The organism is Pseudomonas sp. S3E12 (assembly GCF_001702295.1).
Taxonomy (GTDB): domain Bacteria; phylum Pseudomonadota; class Gammaproteobacteria; order Pseudomonadales; family Pseudomonadaceae; genus Aquipseudomonas; species Aquipseudomonas marginalis.
Genome location: NZ_MBDT01000006.1, coordinates 18,302 through 37,548 on the forward strand (window position 1 = coordinate 18,302; position 19,247 = coordinate 37,548).

Sequence of the window (19,247 nt, forward strand, 5' to 3'; positions counted from 1 at the left end):
TTTTATGTGCGTTCTTATTAGAGATTTGCACATCTATACTCCAAAAACAGTCCGAACGCCTCATTCTTCAAGGCGATTCAAGCGCCTTGTCTCTGTATAAATATAAGAGTTGGAGACCACATGAACGCATCCGCCGATATTTCCGTGCAACAGGTCAAGTTGCTCATCAATGGTGAGTGGGTCGAGTCCAGGACCACCCATTGGCAAGACATCGTCAACCCGGCCACCCAGCAAGTGCTGGCCAAAGTCCCGTTCGCCACGGCCGATGAAGTCAATGCCGCCATCGACGCCGCCCATCAAGCCTTCCAGACCTGGAAGCTGACGCCGATCGGCGCGCGCATGCGCATCATGCTCAAGCTGCAAGCCCTGATCCGCGAACACTCCAAGCGTATCGCGGTGGTCCTCAGCGCCGAGCAGGGCAAGACCATTGCCGATGCCGAGGGCGATATTTTCCGTGGCCTGGAAGTGGTGGAGCACGCCTGCTCCATCGGCACCCTGCAAATGGGTGAGTTCGCCGAGAACGTCGCCGGTGGCGTCGATACCTACACCCTGCGCCAACCCATCGGCGTGTGTGCGGGCATTACCCCGTTCAACTTCCCGGCGATGATTCCGCTGTGGATGTTCCCCATGGCCATCGCCTGCGGTAACACCTTCGTCCTCAAGCCGTCCGAACAGGACCCACTGTCGACCCTGCTGTTGGTGGAGCTGGCGCTGGAAGCCGGCGTACCGGCGGGTGTGCTCAACGTGGTGCACGGTGGCAAGGACGTGGTGGATGCGCTGTGCACCCATAAAGACATCAAGGCTGTGTCCTTTGTCGGTTCGACTGCCGTCGGCACTCATGTCTACGACCTGGCCGGCAAGCACGGCAAGCGCGTGCAATCGATGATGGGGGCCAAGAACCACGCCGTGGTGCTGCCGGATGCCAACCGTGAACACACCCTCAATGCCCTGGTCGGTGCCGGTTTCGGCGCGGCGGGCCAGCGTTGCATGGCCACCTCGGTGGTGGTGCTGGTGGGCGCGGCCAAGCAATGGCTGCCGGATCTGAAAGCGTTGGCGCAAAAGCTCAAGGTCAACGCCGGCAGCGAAGCCGGCACGGATGTCGGCCCGGTGATCTCCAAGCGCGCCAAGGCCCGCATCCTGGAGCTGATCGAAAGCGGCGTGAAAGAAGGCGCCAAGCTCGAGCTGGATGGCCGCGATATCAAGGTGCCGGGCTTCGAGCACGGCAACTTCGTCGGCCCGACCCTGTTCTCGGGCGTGACCACCGATATGCAGATCTACACCCAGGAAATCTTCGGTCCGGTGCTGGTGGTGCTGGAAGTCGACACCCTCGACCAGGCCATTGCGCTGGTCAACGCCAACCCGTTCGGCAACGGCACCGGCCTGTTCACCCAGAGCGGGGCGGCGGCGCGTAAATTCCAGAGCGAAATCGATGTGGGCCAGGTCGGTATCAACATCCCGATCCCGGTGCCCGTGCCGTTCTTCAGCTTCACCGGTTCCCGTGGCTCCAAGCTCGGCGACCTCGGCCCGTACGGCAAGCAAGTGGTGCAGTTCTACACCCAGACCAAGACCGTCACCAGCCGCTGGTTCGACGACGACACGGTCAACGATGGCGTCAATACCACCATCAACCTGCGCTGATTCGGGAGACGACCATGAAGATTGCATTTATCGGCTTGGGCAACATGGGCGCGCCGATGGCCCGCAACCTGATCAAGGCCGGCCATGGGCTGAACCTGTTCGACCTGAACCAGACGGTGCTCAAGGAACTCGCCGAATTGGGCGGCAACATCAGCGACTCGCCGCGTGACGCTGCCCAAGGCGCCGAGCTGGTGATCACCATGCTGCCCGCCGCCGCCCATGTGCGCAGCGTCTGGCTCAATGAAGACGGTGTACTGGCGGGGATCGGCAACGGCGTGCCTGCGGTGGATTGCAGCACCATCGACCCACAGACTGCGCGCGACGTCGCCGCTGCTGCCGCCCAGCAAGGCGTGGTGATGGCCGACGCACCGGTCTCCGGTGGCACCGGCGGGGCGCAGGCCGGGACCCTGACCTTCATGGTCGGCGCCACCCCGGAACTGTTCGCCACCCTGCAACCGGTGCTGGCACAGATGGGCCGCAACATCGTGCACTGCGGCGATGTGGGCACCGGGCAAATCGCCAAGATCTGCAACAACCTGCTGCTCGGCATCAGCATGGTCGGCGTCAGCGAAGCCATGGCCTTGGGCGACGCGCTGGGCATCGATACCCAGGTGCTGGCCGGGATCATCAACAGCTCCACCGGGCGCTGCTGGAGTTCCGACACCTATAACCCATGGCCGGGCGTGATCGACACCGCGCCGTCGTCCCGTGGTTATACCGGCGGGTTCGGCGCCGATTTGATGCTCAAGGACCTGGGGCTGGCCACCGAAGCCGCTCGCCAGGCCAAGCAACCGGTGATCCTCGGTGCGGTGGCCCAGCAGTTGTATCAATCGATGAGTCAGCGCGGCGAAGGGGGCAAGGACTTTTCGGCGATCATCAACAGCTATCGCAAACCCGAATAAACTGACGGTGGCGAGCGGGCTTGCCCCGCTCACCACAAAAAAACGGTTCACTGGAAGAGGCGGCTCAGGCAAACACAAAATACTTACGCACTGTCTCGACCACTTCCCACGTCCCCTTCATCCCTGGCTCCACCACAAAGATATCCCCAGCCCGCAAGTGAATCGGCTCCATCCCCTCAGGCGTGATCACGCAGTAGCCTTCCTGGAAATGGCAGTATTCCCATTTCACGTATTCGACATACCACTTGCCCGGCGTGCAGATCCAGGTGCCCATGATCTTGCTGCCGTCTTCGCTGGTGTAGGCGTTGAGGTTGACGGTGTGCGGGTCGCCTTCGAGCTTTTCCCATTTGCAGGCATCCAGGACCGGCAGGGGGTGGGTGTCGCGCAGTACGGTGATGGGCTTGGACATGATGACTCCGAGGCAGGGAATGGAAAGATGCACCCTAAGGCCTGGGGCGTTGCGCCAGTGGTCTGAACTCGACATCGGGATGCCCAGAAGCGCAGGTGAACACGATTGTCGGGGCATCGCGAATCAGTGTGGGAGGGGGCTTGCCCCCGATAGCGGTGGGTCAGTTGGCACCTGTGTAAACGGACCCACTGCCATCGGGGGCAAGCCCCCTCCCACATTAATCCTCTCTAGCCGACACTTTTGAGCGTAAATCAGCCATTTCCTCGCAGTAAGTGCGAAAGATTTTCCCCTCGGCGCACGAATTCGCAAGAAAATTCACGTCTGGCCCTCGTATCATTCACCCCAGTAACCGCCGAGAGCCTTCAAATGAACCCAATAAAAACGTGGTGGGACATCAGCCCGCCCTTGAGCACGGCAACCCCGACCTGGCCGGGCGATACGCCGTTCCAGGAAGAGCGTGTGTGGCAGTTCGGCCCGGAGTGCCCGGTGAATGTCGGGCGCATCACCCTGTCGCCGCACACCGGCGCCCATGTGGATGCGCCGCTGCATTACAGCGCCGACGGAGCGCCGATTGGCGAGGTGTCGCTGGAGGTGTACATGGGCCCGTGCCGGGTACTGCATTGCCTGGACAGCGGTGCGCTGGTCCAGCCCCATCAGTTGGACGGGCGTGTGGATAACCTGCCGGAGCGCGTGCTGCTGCGGACTTATCCACAGGCGCCGCTGACCGAATGGGATGCGAACTTCACCGCCATTGCCCCGCAGACTATTGAGCTGCTGGCCAGCCTGGGTGTGCGCCTGATCGGTATCGACACACCCTCCCTGGACCCGCAACAGTCCAAGACCATGGATGCCCACAACGCCGTGGCTCGGCATGGCATGGCGATTCTCGAAGGCATCGTGCTCGACGACGTACCGGAGGGCGACTACGAACTGATCGCCCTGCCGCTGCGTTTCGCCAACCTGGACGCCAGCCCGGTCCGTGCCATTCTCCGCCCGCTCAAGGAGCCCACGCGATGAGCCAATGTCCTTTCTCTGCCGACTACCAGCCACCGGAAGAATGGCATAACGCCGAACTGAATTTTTCCGAGTCCATGAGCTATGGCGACTACCTGGACCTGGGCAAAGTGCTCAGCGCCCAGCACCCACTGTCGCCGGACCACAACGAAATGCTCTTCATCATCCAGCACCAGACCTCCGAGCTGTGGATGAAGTTGATGCTCCACGAACTCAAGGCCGCCCGCGAACACGTGCGCCTGGGCGAGTTGCCGCCGGCATTCAAGATGCTGGCGCGGGTGTCGCGGATCTTCGATCAACTGGTGCACGCTTGGGCGGTGCTGGCGACCATGACACCGTCGGAATACAAGGCGATTCGCCCGTTCCTGGGGCAGTCGTCGGGGTTCCAGTCGTTCCAGTACCGCGAGATCGAATTTATCCTCGGCAACAAGAGCCCGGCGCTGTTGCGCCCCCATGCCCATCGGCCTGAGTTGTTGCAGGCGTTGCAGGTGGCGATTGCCACGCCGTCGCTGTATGACGAGGCGATCAACCTGATGATCAAGGCGGGGCTGGCGATTGACCCCAAGCGTGCCGAGCGCGACCCGACGGCGGCGACGGTGCACGATGAGTCGGTGGAGGCAGCGTGGCGCGAGGTGTATCGCGATCCGAGCCGGTATTGGGACTTGTACCAGTTGGCCGAGAAGTTTATCGACCTGGAGGATTCGTTCCGCCAATGGCGCTTCCGGCATGTGACCACGGTGGAGCGGATTATCGGCTTCCAGCCCGGCACCGGCGGCACCGAGGGCGTGGGTTACCTGCGCAAGATGCTCGACACCGTGCTGTTCCCCGAGCTGTGGCGAGTGCGTTCCACGCTGTAAAAAAAAGCCCCGGATCACCGGGGCTTTTCATTTGCAATGCAATCAAATGCGGGAGGCGGCGACCGCTTTCGTCTTACTCGCTCGCAACCGGTAAGCCACATAGATAACCCCCACCCAAACCGGCATCGCATACACCGACTCGCGAATCCCCGGGATCGCCAGCATCACGCTGATGATCATCAGCATGAACGCCAGGCACAGGTAGTTGCTGAACGGGAACCAGAAGGTCTTGAACGACGGCGTCACGCCTTGCTCGCCCATGGCCTTGCGGAACTTGATATGGGTGATGCTGATCAGCGCCCAGTTGATCATCAGCGAGGCAACCACCAGCGCGAACAGCAGCTCCAGGGCACTTTGCGGGGCCACGTAATTGACCACTACGCACAGCATCGTCACCAGCGCCGAGATCGCCAGGGCCCGCAGCGGCACGCCTTGCTTGTTGAGTTTCATCAGCGCTTTCGGCGCATCGCCTTGCTCGGCCAGGCCGAACAGCATGCGGCTGTTGCAGTACACGCCGCTGTTGTACACCGACAGCGCCGCGGTCAGCACCACGAAGTTGAGGATGTGGGCGGCGGTGTCGTTGCCGATCAGCGAGAAGATCTGCACAAACGGGCTGCCGCTGTAGGCATCGCCTGACGCGCCGAGGGTTTGCAGCAGTTGATCCCATGGGTACAGCGACAGCAGCACGGTCAATGCGCCGACGTAGAAAATCAGGATCCGGTACACCACCTGGTTGATCGCCTTGGGGATCACCTTGCGGGGCTCACTGGCCTCGGCAGCGGTGATACCCACCAGCTCCAGGCCGCCGAACGAGAACATGATGAAGGCCATGGACATCAACAGCCCCATGCCGCCATTCGGGAAGAACCCGCCGTGGCTCCACAGGTTGCTGACCGACGCTTGCGGGCCGCCGGTGCCGCTGAACAGCAGGTAGCAGCCGAGCACGATCATGCCGACAATCGCCACCACCTTGATGATCGCGAACCAGAACTCCGCTTCACCGAAGAACTTCACGTTCAGGGTGTTGATCAGGTTCACCGCGACAAAGAACACCAGGGCGCTGACCCAGGTCGGGATCTCCGGCCACCAGAACTGGATGTACTTGCCCACCGCAGTCAGCTCGGCCATGCCCACCAGCACGTAGAGCACCCAGTAGTTCCAGCCGGCCAGGAAGCCCGCGTAACCGCCCCAGTATTTGTGCGCGAAATGGCTGAACGAGCCGGCCACCGGTTCTTCGACGATCATCTCGCCGAGCTGGCGCATGATCAGGAACGCGATGAAACCGGCGATCGCGTAGCCCAGGATCATCGACGGCCCCGCCGACTTGAGTACCCCGGCCGAACCGAGGAACAGCCCCGTGCCTATCGCCCCGCCCAAGGCGATCAACTGAATATGCCGGTTCTTAAGGCCACGCTTGAGGCCTGCCGGGTTAACCATGTCATCCGCCATTAACATTCCCTTCTACTTGTTTTTCTCGGGGGTAGAACCCCTCAGAAGTGCTGAGGAGTCAGATATTACTCTGCGTAAACTTTTCGTAATACAGCTGAACGCCATCAAGTGCCTGATCCGCCAGCCATTGTTGGATGGATTCGACCATTGGCGGAGGGCCGCATACGTACATATCCGCCAATCCGTCGCGTAATTCGGCCAGGTCGAAATGCTCGGTGAGGTAGCCGCGCTTGCCGGGCCATTCAGGCGACGGTGCGCTCAGCACTTCGGTGTAGCGAAAGCCACGGATTGTCGAGGCGTATTGATGGATACGCTGCGCTTCACATAAATCCTCGGCCCCGCGCACGCCGTAGTACAGGTGCACCGGCTGATCACAGCCCGTGGCGGCCAGTTCATCGAGCATGCCCAGTAACGCCGACAGTCCGGTGCCGCCGGCCACCAGCACCAGCGGTTTGCTGACATGGCGCAGGTAGAACGCACCCAGCGGCGCCTCCATCAGCAACCCATCGCCGACGTGGCAACGTTCCCGCAGGTAATTGCTCATCACCCCATCCGGCAGCAGGCGGATCAGGAATTGCAGCCGGTTGCCCGGCAGGTTGGCGAACGAGTAGGAACGCCAACAGTCGGTGCCGGGTACCGAGATGCGCGCATATTGGCCCGGCAGGAAATCCAGCGCCGCGTCCAACCGCACCGTCAAGATCGCCGTATTGGCCGACACCTGCTGCACCTCGCTCACCGTGCCACGCACCTGCACCGGCCCCGGCGCATTGCACAGGCTCGAATCGAAGTCGAAGTAGAACGCCGCGTCGGACTTCACCCTGGTCTGGCAACTGAGCATCTTGCGCTGTTGCAGGTCGAGGCTGGAGAGGGCTTCCTCGTCCACATAGTCCTGGGTGTAGTCACCCGACTCGCACCGCCCCTGGCAGGTGCCGCACACGCCTTCGCGGCAGTCCAGGGGGATCTTGATGCCATTGCGCAGTGCCGCATCCAACAGGATTTCATTTGCGCCCACCGGGAAAAACAGGGTCTTGCCGTCGGCAAAACTGAAGGCCACTTTGTGATTCATTCACGGAAACTCCACGCGTGTAGGGCTGGCACATCACCTGTGGTGAGGGAGCAAGCTCCCTCGCCACAAGGTGTGATGTGCTTCAAAGGTGATAGAAATCCAGCACCGAATTGATGGTGTCGTTAAGCAGCAGCGCATGCTTGCGAGTGATCAGCCAACTGTCGCCATGGGGCTTGAGGCGATAGGTGGCATGCCCGTAGAACTGCTCCGATGTGGCCAGCCGATAGAACAGCGTGTGCCAGTTCAACCGGACCTCCAGCGTGCCGTCCGCCTGCTCGGCAATGCGTACGTTGTTGATCAGGTGCAAGGTGCGCGGCATCGGTGTAGCGGATGCCGCCTTGCCGGTGCGCAGGCGAAACACGCGGTCTTCCAGGCCCGAACGATTGGCGTAGTAGATCAGCGACATCTCGCGCTTGGGGTCGCGGGTGTAGACGTGCTCCGAGTCCCATTGCGGCAGGTGGAATTCGCTCTGGGGGTCGAACAACTGCACGTAGGCGTCCCAGTCCTGGGCGTCGCACAGCTCGGACTTAAGGTAGAAAAACTGCTCGATCCGATACTGCAATGGCGCATTCATCATTCCACCTCCCGCAGTGTCAGCGCTTGTTGATCCAGGCCCTTGAGCAGGAACTGCTGCCAGTTGCGGTGCTGGTTGACGTACAGGCCTTCATGGGTGAATTCGGTGCCGGTCATGGCCGGCGAGATGCCGATGGCTTCGCTGTTCGGCGTGGGGCCGGTCTCCCAGCGATGGCTGCCGCGTGAAATATCGCTCCAGCGTTCCAGGCGGCCCTGGAAACCACGTTGGGCTTCGCGGAACTCCACCAGGTCGTCCGGAGTGCCCATGCCCGAGACGTTGAAGAAGTCTTCGAACTGGCGAATACGGTTTTCGCGGTCGGCGTCGGATTCGCCTTTCACCCCCAGGCACTGGCTGATGATCTCGGTCTTGTTCCACGCCACCGGACGGATGATGCGCAGCTGCGAGCTGATCTGGTCGAGGAAGAACAGGCTCGGGTAGATATTCAGGTTGCGCAGGCGGTGCATCATCCACTCGGCCTTCTGCTGGCCGTGCTCTTGTACCAGGCGCGGCATGATGGTGGCGTAGCCGGAGCGCACGCTGGGGTTGGGCATGTCGCTGAACAGCACGCTGTGGCCATTGTTGAAGGCGAACCAGCCGTCATCGGTGTTGGCGTCGCCGGCGCCGAGCTTGCTGTAGTCCAGGGTGCTGGCGGACCCGCTGCCGTTCTCGGTATTCACCTGCTGGCGATGCTGCACCGTGGCCACGTAGTTGTAGTGCACGGTGCTGACGTGATACCCGTCCAGGCCGTTTTCGTTTTGCAGTTTCCAGTTGCCGTCGTAGGTGTAGGCCGACTTGCCCGGCAGTACCTCCAACTCACCGGTGGCCGACTGCGCGACCATCATGTCGAAGAACACTTTGGCATCGCCGAGGAAGTCGTCCAGGCTGTCACGGCCATTCACGTCCAGGCTGATGAAGACAAAACCCTTGTAGCTCTCGATGCGGGCCTTTTTCAGGCCGCGTGTCGCCTTGTCGAAACTTTCCGGATATTCCCCCGGCGCCTTGACCTTCACCAGCCGGCCATCGCTCTTGTAGCACCAGGCGTGGAACGGACAGGTGAAGGTGGACTGGTTGCCTTTGCCGACCCGGGTGAGGGTGGTGCCGCGATGCTGGCAGGCGTTGACCAGCGCATTGAGCCGGCCCTCGCCATCACGGGTGATGATCATCGGTTGGCGCCCGGCGCGCATCGTCACGAAGTCATGATGATTGGCCAGTTCGCTTTCATGGCAGGCGTAGATCCAGTTCTTCTCGAAGATCAACTCCATCTCAAGATCGAACAGTTCCGGCTCGGTGAACATGTCGCGGGCGATGCGGAACACGGCGTCTGTCGGGCGAAAATCCAGGCAGCTCTCGATAAAGCTTTTCCATTGCTCGACGCTTCTTGCACCACTCATGGGGGGCACCTTTTGATAATGGCTGAACAGGTGAGCCATTAAGAGGCTGCGACAAGGTGGCGGGCTATCCGCTTAATGGGGGAAGGTGGGCCGCAAAGTTGGGCAGCAAATACCCACGGCGGTGCGGGGCGGTGACGCAACGCGCCACTGTCCGGTGCGGCCAGGGGCGGCAAAACTTGTGGTTTATCCACATAGTCGGCCGTTGCTATCCACCCGGTTGCAATCGGGTCGGCGTGGCGTAGAACTTGCTGTGGAACCACAACGACGCGCCGCCAGAGCGCGCAACCGCCTGACCGCCGTGGGTGCACACTGATGAATAGTCCTACACGCGATATCCATGTCCAACGCTTCGACCTCGAAGGCGCCCGCAGCTGGATGTCCGGCATTTGCGGACCGCACCGCCTGGTGACGGCCACGCCCGAGCGCCTGCGCTTTCATCACAGTGCCAACGTGTTCAAGTCCCGGGCCACCACCCTGGGGGTGATCGAGTACGGCACCGACGTGACCATCGATATCGAAGACGCCGAGCACTTCAGCAGCTACAGTCTCACGCTGCCGTTGGTGGGGGAGCAGGAGCTGAGCAAGAACGGCCAACGCCTGAGTTCCAACCGCGACCAGGGCGTGATCATCGCGCCCAATGAGCACCAGGTGCTGGCCATATCCGGTGACTGTCGCAAGTTGCAGGTGGTGATCACGCGGGCGGCGATGAGCGAGTCGCTGGAGGGCTTGCTGCAACGGCCGATCGAGGCGCCGCTGCAATTTGAACCGGTGATGGATGCGGTGGAGGGGGCGTCGGCGTCGTGGTGGCGCATGGCGCGCTACTTCATCGCGGAGCTGGAGTGCCGTAGCGAATTGTATGAACAGGCGGCGTTCACCCGTGACCTGGAAAGCTCATTGATCAAGGGCCTGATCCTCGCCCAGCCGAACAATTACTCGGAAGAACTGCGCGACGTATTGGGGGTGAAACTGCCCCATTACCTGATCCGTGCGCGCCAGTACATTCACGACAACGCCCGCGAGGCGCTGCACCTGGAAGACCTGGAAACCGCTGCCGGGGTGTCGCGGTTCAAGCTGTTCGATGCGTTTCGCAAGTACTTTGCCCTGTCGCCCATGGCCTACCTGAAGAAGCACCGGCTGAGTGCGGTGCGCCAGGAAATCCTCGAGCATGGATCGATCCGCACCATCTCCGAGATCGCCTTCGGCTGGGGCTTTACCCACCTGGGGCGGTTCTCGGCGGAGTATCGGAAACTGTTCGATGAATCCCCCAGCCAGACGTTGCAACGCATGCGTATGCGCAGTACTTGAACCTGATGAAGATCAACATGTGGGAGGGTTTCAGATCAGTTCTTCAACCAACTGTAGGCAATGACTAAGCCCCGGCGACTGATCATTCACCCGTCGGCTGAGAATGATCGGCGAGGTCGCCGTCGCTTCCACAACCGGCGTGTAGCCGATATCCGCGCGATGCAGCACCTGCACCGACGCTGGCACCAGTGTCACGCCCATGCCCGCACCGACCAGGCCGATGGCGGTCTGCAATTCGTTGGTCCACTGCGCCACCTTGAGGCTCAGGCCGTGGGCGTCGAACAGTGCGATCACATGGTCGGCATAGCTGGGGCGCGGGTTGCCGGGGTAGAGCACAAACGGCTCGGCGGCCAGTTGGGCGAGGGTCGCGGGGGCGGCCAGCAAAGGGTGGCCGGCGGGCAGCACGGCCACCAACCGATCCTCCACCAGCACGCGCTGGACGATGGCCGGGTCGTCGATGCGAATGCGCCCGAAGCCCACGTCGATACGCCCGGCCTTGAGCGCCTCGACCTGCTGCAAGGTGGTCATTTCCGACAACCCCAGTTCCAGCTCCAACGCCTCATGGCTGCGCAGCCGCCGAATCAATTCCGGCAGCACGCCATACAAGGTCGACGGCGCAAAGCCGATGCCCAGCCAGGTCTTCTCGCCCTGGCCGATGCGGCGGGTGTTGTCGCAGACCTTGGCCAATTGTTCGAGCAACACATTGGCGTGCTCATAGAAAAACCGCCCTGCTTCGGTCAGCCGCAGCGGTCGGCCACGCTCCAGCAGAATCACGCCCAATTCCTCTTCCAATTGCTGGATCTGCCGGCTCAACGGCGGCTGGGCGATGTGCAGGCGTTCGGCCGCACGGGTGAAGTTGAGGGTCTGCCCCAGCACCTGGAAGTAGCGCAGATGACGCAGTTCCATAACGGCTCCTTTCATACCTCAAGGGTATTGATCGAGACCAATTCTATATTGGAAGCCAGGAAAAATGCGGCACAGAATCGACGTAAATCTATAAAGAACCCAGCGGGTATTGCCATGCCGATTTGCGCCATCGAGTCGATCGAGACCATTATCGTCGACCTTCCCACCCTTCGCCTGCACAAGCTGGCGATGCACACCCTGCAAAACCAGACCCTGGTGATCATCCGCGTGCGCTGCGCCGACGGCATCGAAGGCATCGGTGAATCCACCACCATCGGCGGCCTGAGCTACGGCAACGAGAGCCCCGAGAGCATCAAGGTCAACATCGACCGTCACTTCGCCCCACTGCTGATCGGCCAGGACGCCAGCAATATCAACGCGGCCATGTTGCGCCTGGAACGCAGCATTCGCGGCAACACCTTTGCCAAATCCGGTATCGAAAGCGCCTTGCTCGACGCCCTCGGCAAGCGCCTGAACCTGCCGGTCAGCGAACTGCTCGGTGGGCGTGTGCGCGAGGCACTGCCGGTGGCCTGGACCCTCGCCAGCGGCAATACCGCCCAGGACATTGCCGAGGCCGAAAAGATGCTCGACCTGCGCCGCCACCGCATCTTCAAATTGAAGATCGGTGCCGGTGAAGTGGGCGAGGACCTGGCCCATGTCATCGCGATCAAACAGGCCCTGGGCGAACGTGCCAGCGTGCGCGTCGACGTCAACCAGGCCTGGGACGAAGCCGTGGCCCTGCGGGCGTGCAAGGTGCTTGGCGACCACGGCATCGAGCTGATCGAACAGCCGATCTCGCGTAACAACCGTGGCGGCATGGCCCGGCTCAACCTGTCGAGCCCGGCGCCGATCATGGCCGACGAATCCATCGAGTGTGTCGAAGATGCCTTCAACCTGGCCCGTGAAGGCGCGGCCTCGGTGTTCGCCCTGAAGATCGCCAAGAACGGCGGCCCCCGTGCGGTATTGCGCACCGCCGCGATTGCCGAAGCCGCCGGTATCGGCCTGTACGGCGGCACCATGCTGGAAGGGGGGATCGGCACCCTGGCGTCGGCGCATGCCTTCCTCACCCTGAACAGGCTGGCATGGGGCACTGAGTTGTTCGGCCCGCTGTTGCTGACCGAAGACATTCTTGCCGAGCCGCCGCTGTACCGCGATTTCCAGCTGCATGTCTCCCACTTGCCGGGCCTGGGCCTGGCCATCGATGAGGAGCGCCTGGCGTTCTTCCGTCGTGACAAACACTAAGAGGCGCCGCCCATGTTGTTCCACGTAAAAATGACCGTGAACCTGCCCGTCGACATGCACCCCGAGCGCGCCGCCAGCCTCAAGGCCGATGAAAAGGCCTTTGCCCAGCGTCTGCAGCACCAGGGCAAATGGCGCCACTTATGGCGCATCGCCGGGCTCTACGCCAACTACAGCGTGTTCGACGTCGACAGCGTGCAAGAGCTGCATGACCTGCTGATGCAACTGCCGCTTTACCCCTACATGGCCATCGAAGTGAATGCCTTGTGCCGGCACCCTTCGTCGATCCATGAAGACGACCGCTAGGCCGGTTTTCACCCTGATAACTACAAGATGAGGAACGCACCATGTCCATCCGACTGTCCCAGACTGCCCAGGCCCAACGGTTTCTCGAAGAAGCCAGCGGCAACCTCACTGACGGCGGCAACCCGCGCACCAAGGCGCTGATCTACCGCATCCTGCGCGATACGGTAAACATCATCGAAGACCTGGACGTGACCCCGGAAGAGTTCTGGAAGGCGGTCAACTACCTCAACGAACTGGGCAAGCACCAGGAGGCCGGACTGCTCGCCGCCGGGCTCGGCCTGGAGCATTACCTGGATATGCTGATGGACGCCGCCGACGAGGAAGCCGGCACGTCCGGTGGTACCCCGCGCACCATCGAAGGCCCGCTGTATGTGGCCGGCGCGCCGCTGTCGAAGTACGAGGCACGGCTGGACGATGGCAAGGACGAGGCGGTGCCGCTGTTTATGCGCGGGCAAGTGCGCGACACCGACGGCAAGCCGTTGGCCGGGGCGATTGTCGATGTGTGGCAGGCCAATACCGGTGGCACCTATTCGTGGTTCGACCCGACGCAATCCGAATTCAACCTGCGTCGGCGTATCGAGACCGACGCCCAGGGCAACTACCGCTTTCGCAGCATCGTGCCGTCGGGCTACGGCTGCCCGCCGACCGGGCCGACCCAGCAGTTGCTCGATCAACTGGGGCGCCACGGACAGCGGCCGGCGCATATCCACTTCTTCATCTCGGCGCCGGGGTATCGGCACCTGACCACGCAGATCAACCTGTCGGATGACCCGTACCTGCATGATGATTTTGCCTACGCGACGCGGGATGAGTTGATTGCCGAGATTCGCTTCAGTGACGATCAGCAACTGGCGCGGGAGTTTGGCGTGGAGGGGCGGTTTGCGCAGATTGATTTTGACTTTGAGTTGCAGACCGCGGCAGCGCCGGTAGAGCAAAGACGCATGCAGCGGGTTCGTGCGTTGGAGGATTGATCAACACGGTCAAAAATGTGGGAGGGGGCAAGTCGAATCGTCGCACCGCCCCTCCCACATTTGATTGGTGTCGTGGCTGACTATTTGCGTACAACCAGATCAAGCACCTCATCCCGATCCTTGATCTTCTGCAGCACAATCTCCGAGCGGATATCCATCACCCCCGCCGTGCGGTTCAGGTGGTTCACGATAAAGTCCGAAAAGTGCTTGAGGTTGCGTGCCTGCACCCGCAGCACATAGTTGCTGGCGCCGGTGATCACGTAGGCGCTGGCCACTTCCGGCCAGCCTTGCACCTTCTTGATAAACGTCTCATGCCAATCCTCCACATCCTGGCGCAATGACAGGTGGACGATGGCCTCCAGTTCAATCCCCAACTGCTCGGCATTCAACACCGCACGGTAGCCGCTGATAATCCCTTCGCTCTCCAGCAGGCGTAGACGACGCAGGCAGGCAGAGGGCGACAACGCGACTTTTTCCGCCAGTTCCTGGTTGCTGATACGGCCATCCTGTTGCAGGAAATGCAGGAGGCGCAGGTCGGTGGCGTCAAGGATCATGGTTAGAATAAATCCGCGTATTTAGGGGTTAAATTCGAATTTCCTACAGCTTAATTAGCCTGTTGCCCACCACTTTGCACGAAAATTCTTTAAATCTTCGTTCATTATTTGCTGCATCCTCACTGACAAAAACCAGGACAGCCCATGACCCCTCGCAGCCATTGCCAAGCCCTTGACACCCAGGACCCGCTGGCGTCGCTACGTCAGCAGTTCGCCTTGCCGCAGGACGTTATCTACCTGGACGGCAACTCCCTCGGTGCGCGTCCGGTGGCGGCGCTGGAGCGGGCGCAGGCGGTCATCGAGCAAGAGTGGGGCAATGGCTTGATCCGCAGTTGGAACAGCGCCGGCTGGGCCGACTTGTCCCAGCGCCTGGGCAACCGCCTGGCGCCGCTGATCGGGGCGCGGGACGCAGAGGTGGTGATCACCGACACTACCTCGATCAACCTGTTCAAGGTGCTCAGCGCCGCCTTGAGCGTGCAGCGCCAACGTGAGCCGGCGCGCAAGGTGATCGTCAGCGAAGCGAACAACTTCCCCACCGATTTGTACATCGCCCAGGGCCTCGCCGAGTTGCTGCAACAGGGCTATTCCCTGCGCCTGGTCAACAACCCGGATGAACTGCCCCGAGCCATCGACGGCGATGTGGCGGTGGTGATGCTCACCCACGTCAACTACAAGACCGGCTACATGTACGACATGCAGGCGCTCACCGCCTTGAGCCATGAATGCGGCGCGCTGAGCATCTGGGACCTGGCGCATTCGGCCGGCGCGGTGCCCATCGACCTGCACGGGGCCGGTGCTGACTATGCAATTGGCTGCACTTACAAATACCTCAACGGCGGCCCCGGTTCCCAGGCGTTCGTGTGGGTCAACCCGGCGTTGGTGGACCTGGTGCACCAGCCGCTGTCGGGCTGGTTCGGGCATACCCGGCAGTTCGCCATGGAATCCAGCTATGCGCCGAGCGCCGGCATCGCCCGCTACCTGTGCGGCACCCAGCCGATCACGTCGCTGGCGATGGTGGAATGCGGCCTGGAGATTTTCGAACAGACCGACATGGCCCGCCTGCGCAGCAAATCCCTGGCGCTGACCGACCTGTTTATCGAGTTGGTCGAAAGCCGCTGCGCCGCCCACAACCTTGTGCTGATCACTCCGCGCGAGCACGCCCGGCGTGGCAGCCATGTGAGCTTCGAACACCCGGAAGGCTATGCGGTGATCCAGGCCCTGATAGCACGTGGCGTGATCGGTGATTACCGCGAGCCGCGCATCATGCGTTTTGGGTTTACGCCGCTGTACACCAGCTTTACCGAGGTGTGGGATGCGGTGGAAATCCTCGGTGAGATTCTCGATAACAACACCTGGGACCAGCCGCAATTCAAAGTGCGCCACAGCGTCACCTGAAGATAATGCAGATCAAAATGTGGGAGGGGGATCTGTGACAACGGTTAGACAGTACAACCACAATAATAAAGGGGCACACCACGTGACCACGCCAGACAACGGCTTTGCCGAGATCACCCACCGCGAACTGGGCCTGAGGCGCCAGCTCACTTCCGGCCAGATGAGCATGATCGCCATCGGTGGCGCCATCGGCACCGGGCTGTTCATGGGCAGCGCCTATGCCATCGGCTACGCCGGGCCCAGCGTGCTGGTGAGCTACGCGATCGGCGCGTTGATCACCTTGCTGCTGATGGGCTGCCTGGCCGAGATGACGGTGGCCCATTCCACCTCGGGCTCTTTCGGCGCCTATGCCGAGTTCTACATCAGCCCGCTGGCCGGGTTCCTGGTGCGTTATGCCTACTGGGCGGCGATTGTGCTGGCGGTGGGGGCCGAGGTCACGGCGGTGGCGATGTACATGAAATACTGGTTCGCCCACGTACCGGAATGGGTGTGGATCGTGTCGTTTTCCAGCGTGTTGATCCTGCTCAACGCCATCAGCGTCAAGACTTTCGGCAACTTCGAATACTGGTTTTCGACGATCAAGATCAGCGCCATCGTCGGCTTCATCATCCTCGCGGTGTACGTGGTGTTCGGCTCCGGCAACCCGCAATACGGGGTGCAGAACTACACGGCCCACGACGGGTTTTTCCCCCATGGCGTGAGCGGCATGTGGATCGCCGTGATCGTGTCGATCTTCAGCTACTTGAGCGTCGAGATGATCGCCGTGGCCGCCGGTGAAGCGGCGGACCCGGAGCAGGCCGTGAAGAAAGCCTTTCGCGCGACCATCGTGCGGCTGGTGGTGTTTTACCTGCTGACCCTGGCGCTGATGCTCGCCATCGTGCCGTGGAACCAGGCCGGCCAGGCCCAGAGCCCGTTCGTCACGGTGATGCAGACCATCGGCATTCCCGGCGCCACCGGGGTGATGAATTTCGTGATCCTGATCGCGGCCTTGTCGGCGATGAACAGCCAGCTCTACATCACCACGCGCATGATGTTCAGCCTGTCCCGCGCCGGCTTTGCGCCCAGGTCCATGGGGGCCTTGAGCAAGAGCGGCATTCCGCTGAATGCCTTGCTGTTGTCCAGCTCGGGCATCGCCCTGGCGACGCTGTTGAACCTGGTGTACCCGGAAAGTTCGTTCACCCTGATGATGGCGATCTCGATGTTTGGCGCGATCTTCACCTGGTTCATGATCTTCCTCACGCACCTGTTCTTCCGGCGCTATCGCAGGCGTCATGGCGGCGCGAAGCTGTCGTTCCAGTTGCGCCTGTTTCCCTACAGCACGTTATTGGGGCTGGTGCTGATGGGCGCGGTGATGATCACCACGTACTTCACCGAAGCGTTCAAGATGACCCTGGTATTTGGCGTGCCGTTCCTGCTGATCCTGTCGGCGGTGTATTACGGGGTTTTCCGCAAGGGCAGGGCCAAGGCATCGAACAAGGCCCTGGCGTAACCCGGCAATTGTTCGAACGAACGCGCGCATAACAGCAGCGTTCGGCAAGCCCACTCTTCCTGCAACGGTTGGGCGATGAAGCGGCGCGGCGCTGGCCAGCGCGCCAACGCCGCCAGGGGCACGATGCCCAGGCCGGCGCCGCGGGCCACCATGCGAATCAGCCCGTCAAAACCGTCGGCGCGGATACGCGTCTGCACACGAAAGCCCGCGTGCAGTGCCTGTTCTTCCAGGTACACCGCGAGTGCGCTGGCGGCGGCCAGACCCACGTAGTCGTATTGCAGGCTGTCGACAAAGCTCACCGTGCCGCCCGCCAGGGGATGGTCGTGCGGCATGATCAGCGCCAGCGGGTCGTCGCGAAAGGGCAAGGTCTGCAAGCCGTGGGTGTCCACGGCGTCGGAGATGATCCCCAACTCCGCCGTGCCCTGGCGCAAGGCCTGGGTGATGCGCAGGCTGGGCAATTCCTGCAGGTCGATATCGAGGTTGGGGTGTTCGCGCAGAAAGTCCGCAAGCAGTTCCGGCAGATATTCGCTGAGCGCAGTGGTGTTGCACAGCAGGCGCACCTGGCCTTTGACGCCGTTGGCGTATTCCGCCAGGTCCTGTTGCAGGTGCTCGGCCTGTTGCAACAACAGGCGGGCGTGACGGGCCAGGGCCTTGCCTGCCGGTGTGGGGGTGACGCCGCGACGTCCACGCTGGAGAAACTCGATGCCCAACGACGCCTCCATCGCCCGGATGCGGGCACTGGCGGCGGCCAGGGATAAATGGCTGCGGGCCGCGCCGGCGGTGATGTTGCCGGTGTCGAGGGTGTGCAGGTAGAGGCGCAGGTCGATCAGGTCAAAGTGCATGGCTGATGGCTCGGGTAACTGGATTGGCCTCAGGCTCACGCAAAACAAGAGGCTGCCTCAGTATATGGCGAATTTTAGAGCGCATCGAAAAGTCGCACACTCTGCCCATGAATACCTTCCTAGCGTTTTACCAGAACCTCGGCCCCGCCCTTACCTTGCTGGTGATCGGCACCTTCCTGCTGGCCGGTACGGTCAAGGGGGTTATCGGCCTGGGCCTGCCCACTGTCGCCATGGGCATGCTCGGCCTGGCTATGTTACCGGCGCAGGCTGCCGCATTGCTGATCATCCCTTCGACCGTCACCAACCTGTGGCAATTGGCATTCGGCGGGCACCTGAGTGCGTTGCTCCGGCGGCTATGGCCGATGTTGCTGCTGATTTTCCTCGGCACCGGGCTGGGCACGGTGTGGCTGGGGATGGACGGCGGGCAATGGGTGGTGCGCGCACTGGGCGCGGCGTTGCTGGTGTATGCACTGAGCGGACTGTTCCTGCCCACGTTCAAGGTCAAGGCCCGGACCGAGCGTTGGCTGGGCCCGGTGTGCGGGCTGGTCACCGGCATCATTACTTCGGCCACCGGTGTGTTTGTGATTCCTGCCGTGCCGTACCTGCAGGCGCTGGGATTGAACCGCGATCAACTGGTGCAGGCGTTGGGGTTGTCGTTCACGGTATCGACCCTGGCCCTGGCCGCCGGTCTAGCCTGGCGCGGCACGTTGGGCGCTGGCGCAATCAACGCCTCGTTGCTGGCCTTGGTGCCGGCGCTGCTGGGCATGTGGCTGGGCCAGGTGGTGCGCCAGCGCATCAGTGCGGTGCTGTTCAAGCGGGTATTTTTTATCGGCATGGCACTGCTGGGCGGGCATTTGCTGATCGGCGGTTAACAATTAGAGATCCATTCGTGCCTTGTGGTCAAAGGTATTTTGCCCGGTGGCCGCTTATTCCGAAGGGC

19 protein-coding genes are annotated in these 19,247 nt (G+C 61.8%); 11 read left to right on the forward strand and 8 right to left on the reverse strand.

What is annotated here, in order from left to right; genetic code table 11:
- The first annotated feature begins 120 nt into the window (after window positions 1-120).
- Both BB029_RS09200 and mmsB read left to right on the forward strand, forming a co-directional pair.
- On the forward strand, window positions 121-1,638 hold the full coding sequence (locus BB029_RS09200) for a CoA-acylating methylmalonate-semialdehyde dehydrogenase (RefSeq protein ID WP_027607679.1): 1,518 nt from the start codon (window positions 121-123) through the stop codon (window positions 1,636-1,638).
- A 14-nt stretch (window positions 1,639-1,652) separates the two neighbouring features.
- Window positions 1,653-2,540, forward strand: a complete 888-nt coding sequence (gene mmsB, locus BB029_RS09205; protein ID WP_065938981.1) for a 3-hydroxyisobutyrate dehydrogenase — start codon at window positions 1,653-1,655, stop codon at window positions 2,538-2,540.
- A gap of 64 nt (window positions 2,541-2,604) precedes the next feature.
- Here the strand turns inward: mmsB and BB029_RS09210 are convergent, their stop codons facing one another.
- Complete coding sequence (locus BB029_RS09210) at window positions 2,605-2,949, reverse strand: cupin domain-containing protein (RefSeq protein ID WP_003230905.1); 345 nt, start codon at window positions 2,947-2,949, stop codon at window positions 2,605-2,607.
- A 366-nt stretch (window positions 2,950-3,315) separates the two neighbouring features.
- On the opposite strand from BB029_RS09210, the gene kynB reads away from it, so the two are divergent.
- A complete protein-coding gene (gene kynB / locus BB029_RS09215) occupies window positions 3,316-3,966 on the forward strand; it encodes an arylformamidase (protein WP_065938982.1) in 651 nt (216 codons plus the stop codon).
- Entirely contained in the window at window positions 3,963-4,820 is an 858-nt protein-coding gene (kynA, locus tag BB029_RS09220) for a tryptophan 2,3-dioxygenase (RefSeq protein ID WP_065938983.1), read from the forward strand. The genes kynB and kynA overlap by 4 nt, the downstream gene beginning before the upstream one ends.
- A 42-nt stretch (window positions 4,821-4,862) precedes the next feature.
- Here kynA and BB029_RS09225 read toward each other — a convergent pair whose 3' ends face one another.
- From BB029_RS09225 to antA, 4 genes are all read right to left on the reverse strand, one after another.
- Window positions 4,863-6,269: an amino acid permease gene (locus BB029_RS09225; RefSeq protein ID WP_065938984.1), complete on the reverse strand. Its 1,407-nt coding sequence runs from the start codon at window positions 6,267-6,269 to the stop codon at window positions 4,863-4,865.
- A 58-nt stretch (window positions 6,270-6,327) separates the two neighbouring features.
- Entirely contained in the window at window positions 6,328-7,335 is a 1,008-nt protein-coding gene (gene antC / locus BB029_RS09230; protein WP_065938985.1) for an anthranilate 1,2-dioxygenase electron transfer component AntC, read from the reverse strand.
- An 82-nt stretch (window positions 7,336-7,417) separates the two neighbouring features.
- Window positions 7,418-7,909: an anthranilate 1,2-dioxygenase small subunit gene (antB, locus tag BB029_RS09235; protein ID WP_065925950.1), complete on the reverse strand. Its 492-nt coding sequence runs from the start codon at window positions 7,907-7,909 to the stop codon at window positions 7,418-7,420.
- A complete protein-coding gene (gene antA / locus BB029_RS09240) occupies window positions 7,909-9,300 on the reverse strand; it encodes an anthranilate 1,2-dioxygenase large subunit (protein WP_065938986.1) in 1,392 nt (463 codons plus the stop codon). The genes antB and antA overlap by 1 nt, the downstream gene beginning before the upstream one ends.
- A 312-nt stretch (window positions 9,301-9,612) precedes the next feature.
- Here antA and BB029_RS09245 point away from each other — a divergent pair, with 312 nt between their 5' ends.
- Complete coding sequence (locus BB029_RS09245; protein ID WP_065938987.1) at window positions 9,613-10,605, forward strand: helix-turn-helix domain-containing protein; 993 nt, start codon at window positions 9,613-9,615, stop codon at window positions 10,603-10,605.
- A gap of 30 nt (window positions 10,606-10,635) precedes the next feature.
- On the opposite strand, the gene BB029_RS09250 is transcribed toward BB029_RS09245, so the two are convergent.
- Window positions 10,636-11,511: a LysR family transcriptional regulator gene (locus BB029_RS09250; protein WP_065938988.1), complete on the reverse strand. Its 876-nt coding sequence runs from the start codon at window positions 11,509-11,511 to the stop codon at window positions 10,636-10,638.
- A gap of 114 nt (window positions 11,512-11,625) precedes the next feature.
- Between BB029_RS09250 and BB029_RS09255 the strand changes: the two genes are divergently transcribed.
- The 3 genes from BB029_RS09255 to catA are packed head-to-tail and all read left to right on the forward strand — an operon-like array spanning window position 11,626 to window position 14,027.
- On the forward strand, window positions 11,626-12,753 hold the full coding sequence (locus tag BB029_RS09255) for a muconate cycloisomerase family protein (protein WP_065938989.1): 1,128 nt from the start codon (window positions 11,626-11,628) through the stop codon (window positions 12,751-12,753).
- 12 nt (window positions 12,754-12,765) lie between these two features.
- Window positions 12,766-13,056, forward strand: coding sequence for a muconolactone Delta-isomerase (gene catC, locus BB029_RS09260; RefSeq protein ID WP_027607668.1), 291 nt, complete (start codon window positions 12,766-12,768; stop codon window positions 13,054-13,056).
- Window positions 13,057-13,097: 41 nt separating this feature from the next.
- Entirely contained in the window at window positions 13,098-14,027 is a 930-nt protein-coding gene (gene catA, locus BB029_RS09265; RefSeq protein WP_065938990.1) for a catechol 1,2-dioxygenase, read from the forward strand.
- 80 nt (window positions 14,028-14,107) lie between these two features.
- On the opposite strand, the gene BB029_RS09270 is transcribed toward catA, so the two are convergent.
- The gene (locus tag BB029_RS09270; RefSeq protein WP_003176072.1) at window positions 14,108-14,581 is read right to left on the reverse strand and encodes an Lrp/AsnC family transcriptional regulator; all 474 of its coding nucleotides are present in this window, start codon (window positions 14,579-14,581) and stop codon (window positions 14,108-14,110) included.
- A gap of 144 nt (window positions 14,582-14,725) precedes the next feature.
- On the opposite strand from BB029_RS09270, the gene kynU reads away from it, so the two are divergent.
- Both kynU and BB029_RS09280 read left to right on the forward strand, forming a co-directional pair.
- Window positions 14,726-15,976 (forward strand): kynureninase, encoded by a 1,251-nt coding sequence (kynU, locus tag BB029_RS09275; protein WP_065938991.1) that lies wholly within the window; start codon window positions 14,726-14,728, stop codon window positions 15,974-15,976.
- An 82-nt stretch (window positions 15,977-16,058) separates the two neighbouring features.
- Entirely contained in the window at window positions 16,059-17,465 is a 1,407-nt protein-coding gene (locus tag BB029_RS09280) for an amino acid permease (RefSeq protein WP_065938992.1), read from the forward strand.
- Here BB029_RS09280 and BB029_RS09285 read toward each other — a convergent pair.
- A complete protein-coding gene (locus tag BB029_RS09285) occupies window positions 17,411-18,307 on the reverse strand; it encodes a LysR substrate-binding domain-containing protein (RefSeq protein ID WP_065938993.1) in 897 nt (298 codons plus the stop codon). The two genes, BB029_RS09280 and BB029_RS09285, sit on opposite strands and share 55 nt — an antisense overlap.
- Window positions 18,308-18,414: 107 nt before the next feature.
- On the opposite strand from BB029_RS09285, the gene BB029_RS09290 reads away from it, so the two are divergent.
- Window positions 18,415-19,179: a sulfite exporter TauE/SafE family protein gene (locus tag BB029_RS09290; RefSeq protein ID WP_065938994.1), complete on the forward strand. Its 765-nt coding sequence runs from the start codon at window positions 18,415-18,417 to the stop codon at window positions 19,177-19,179.
- The last annotated feature ends 68 nt before the right edge of the window (window positions 19,180-19,247 follow it).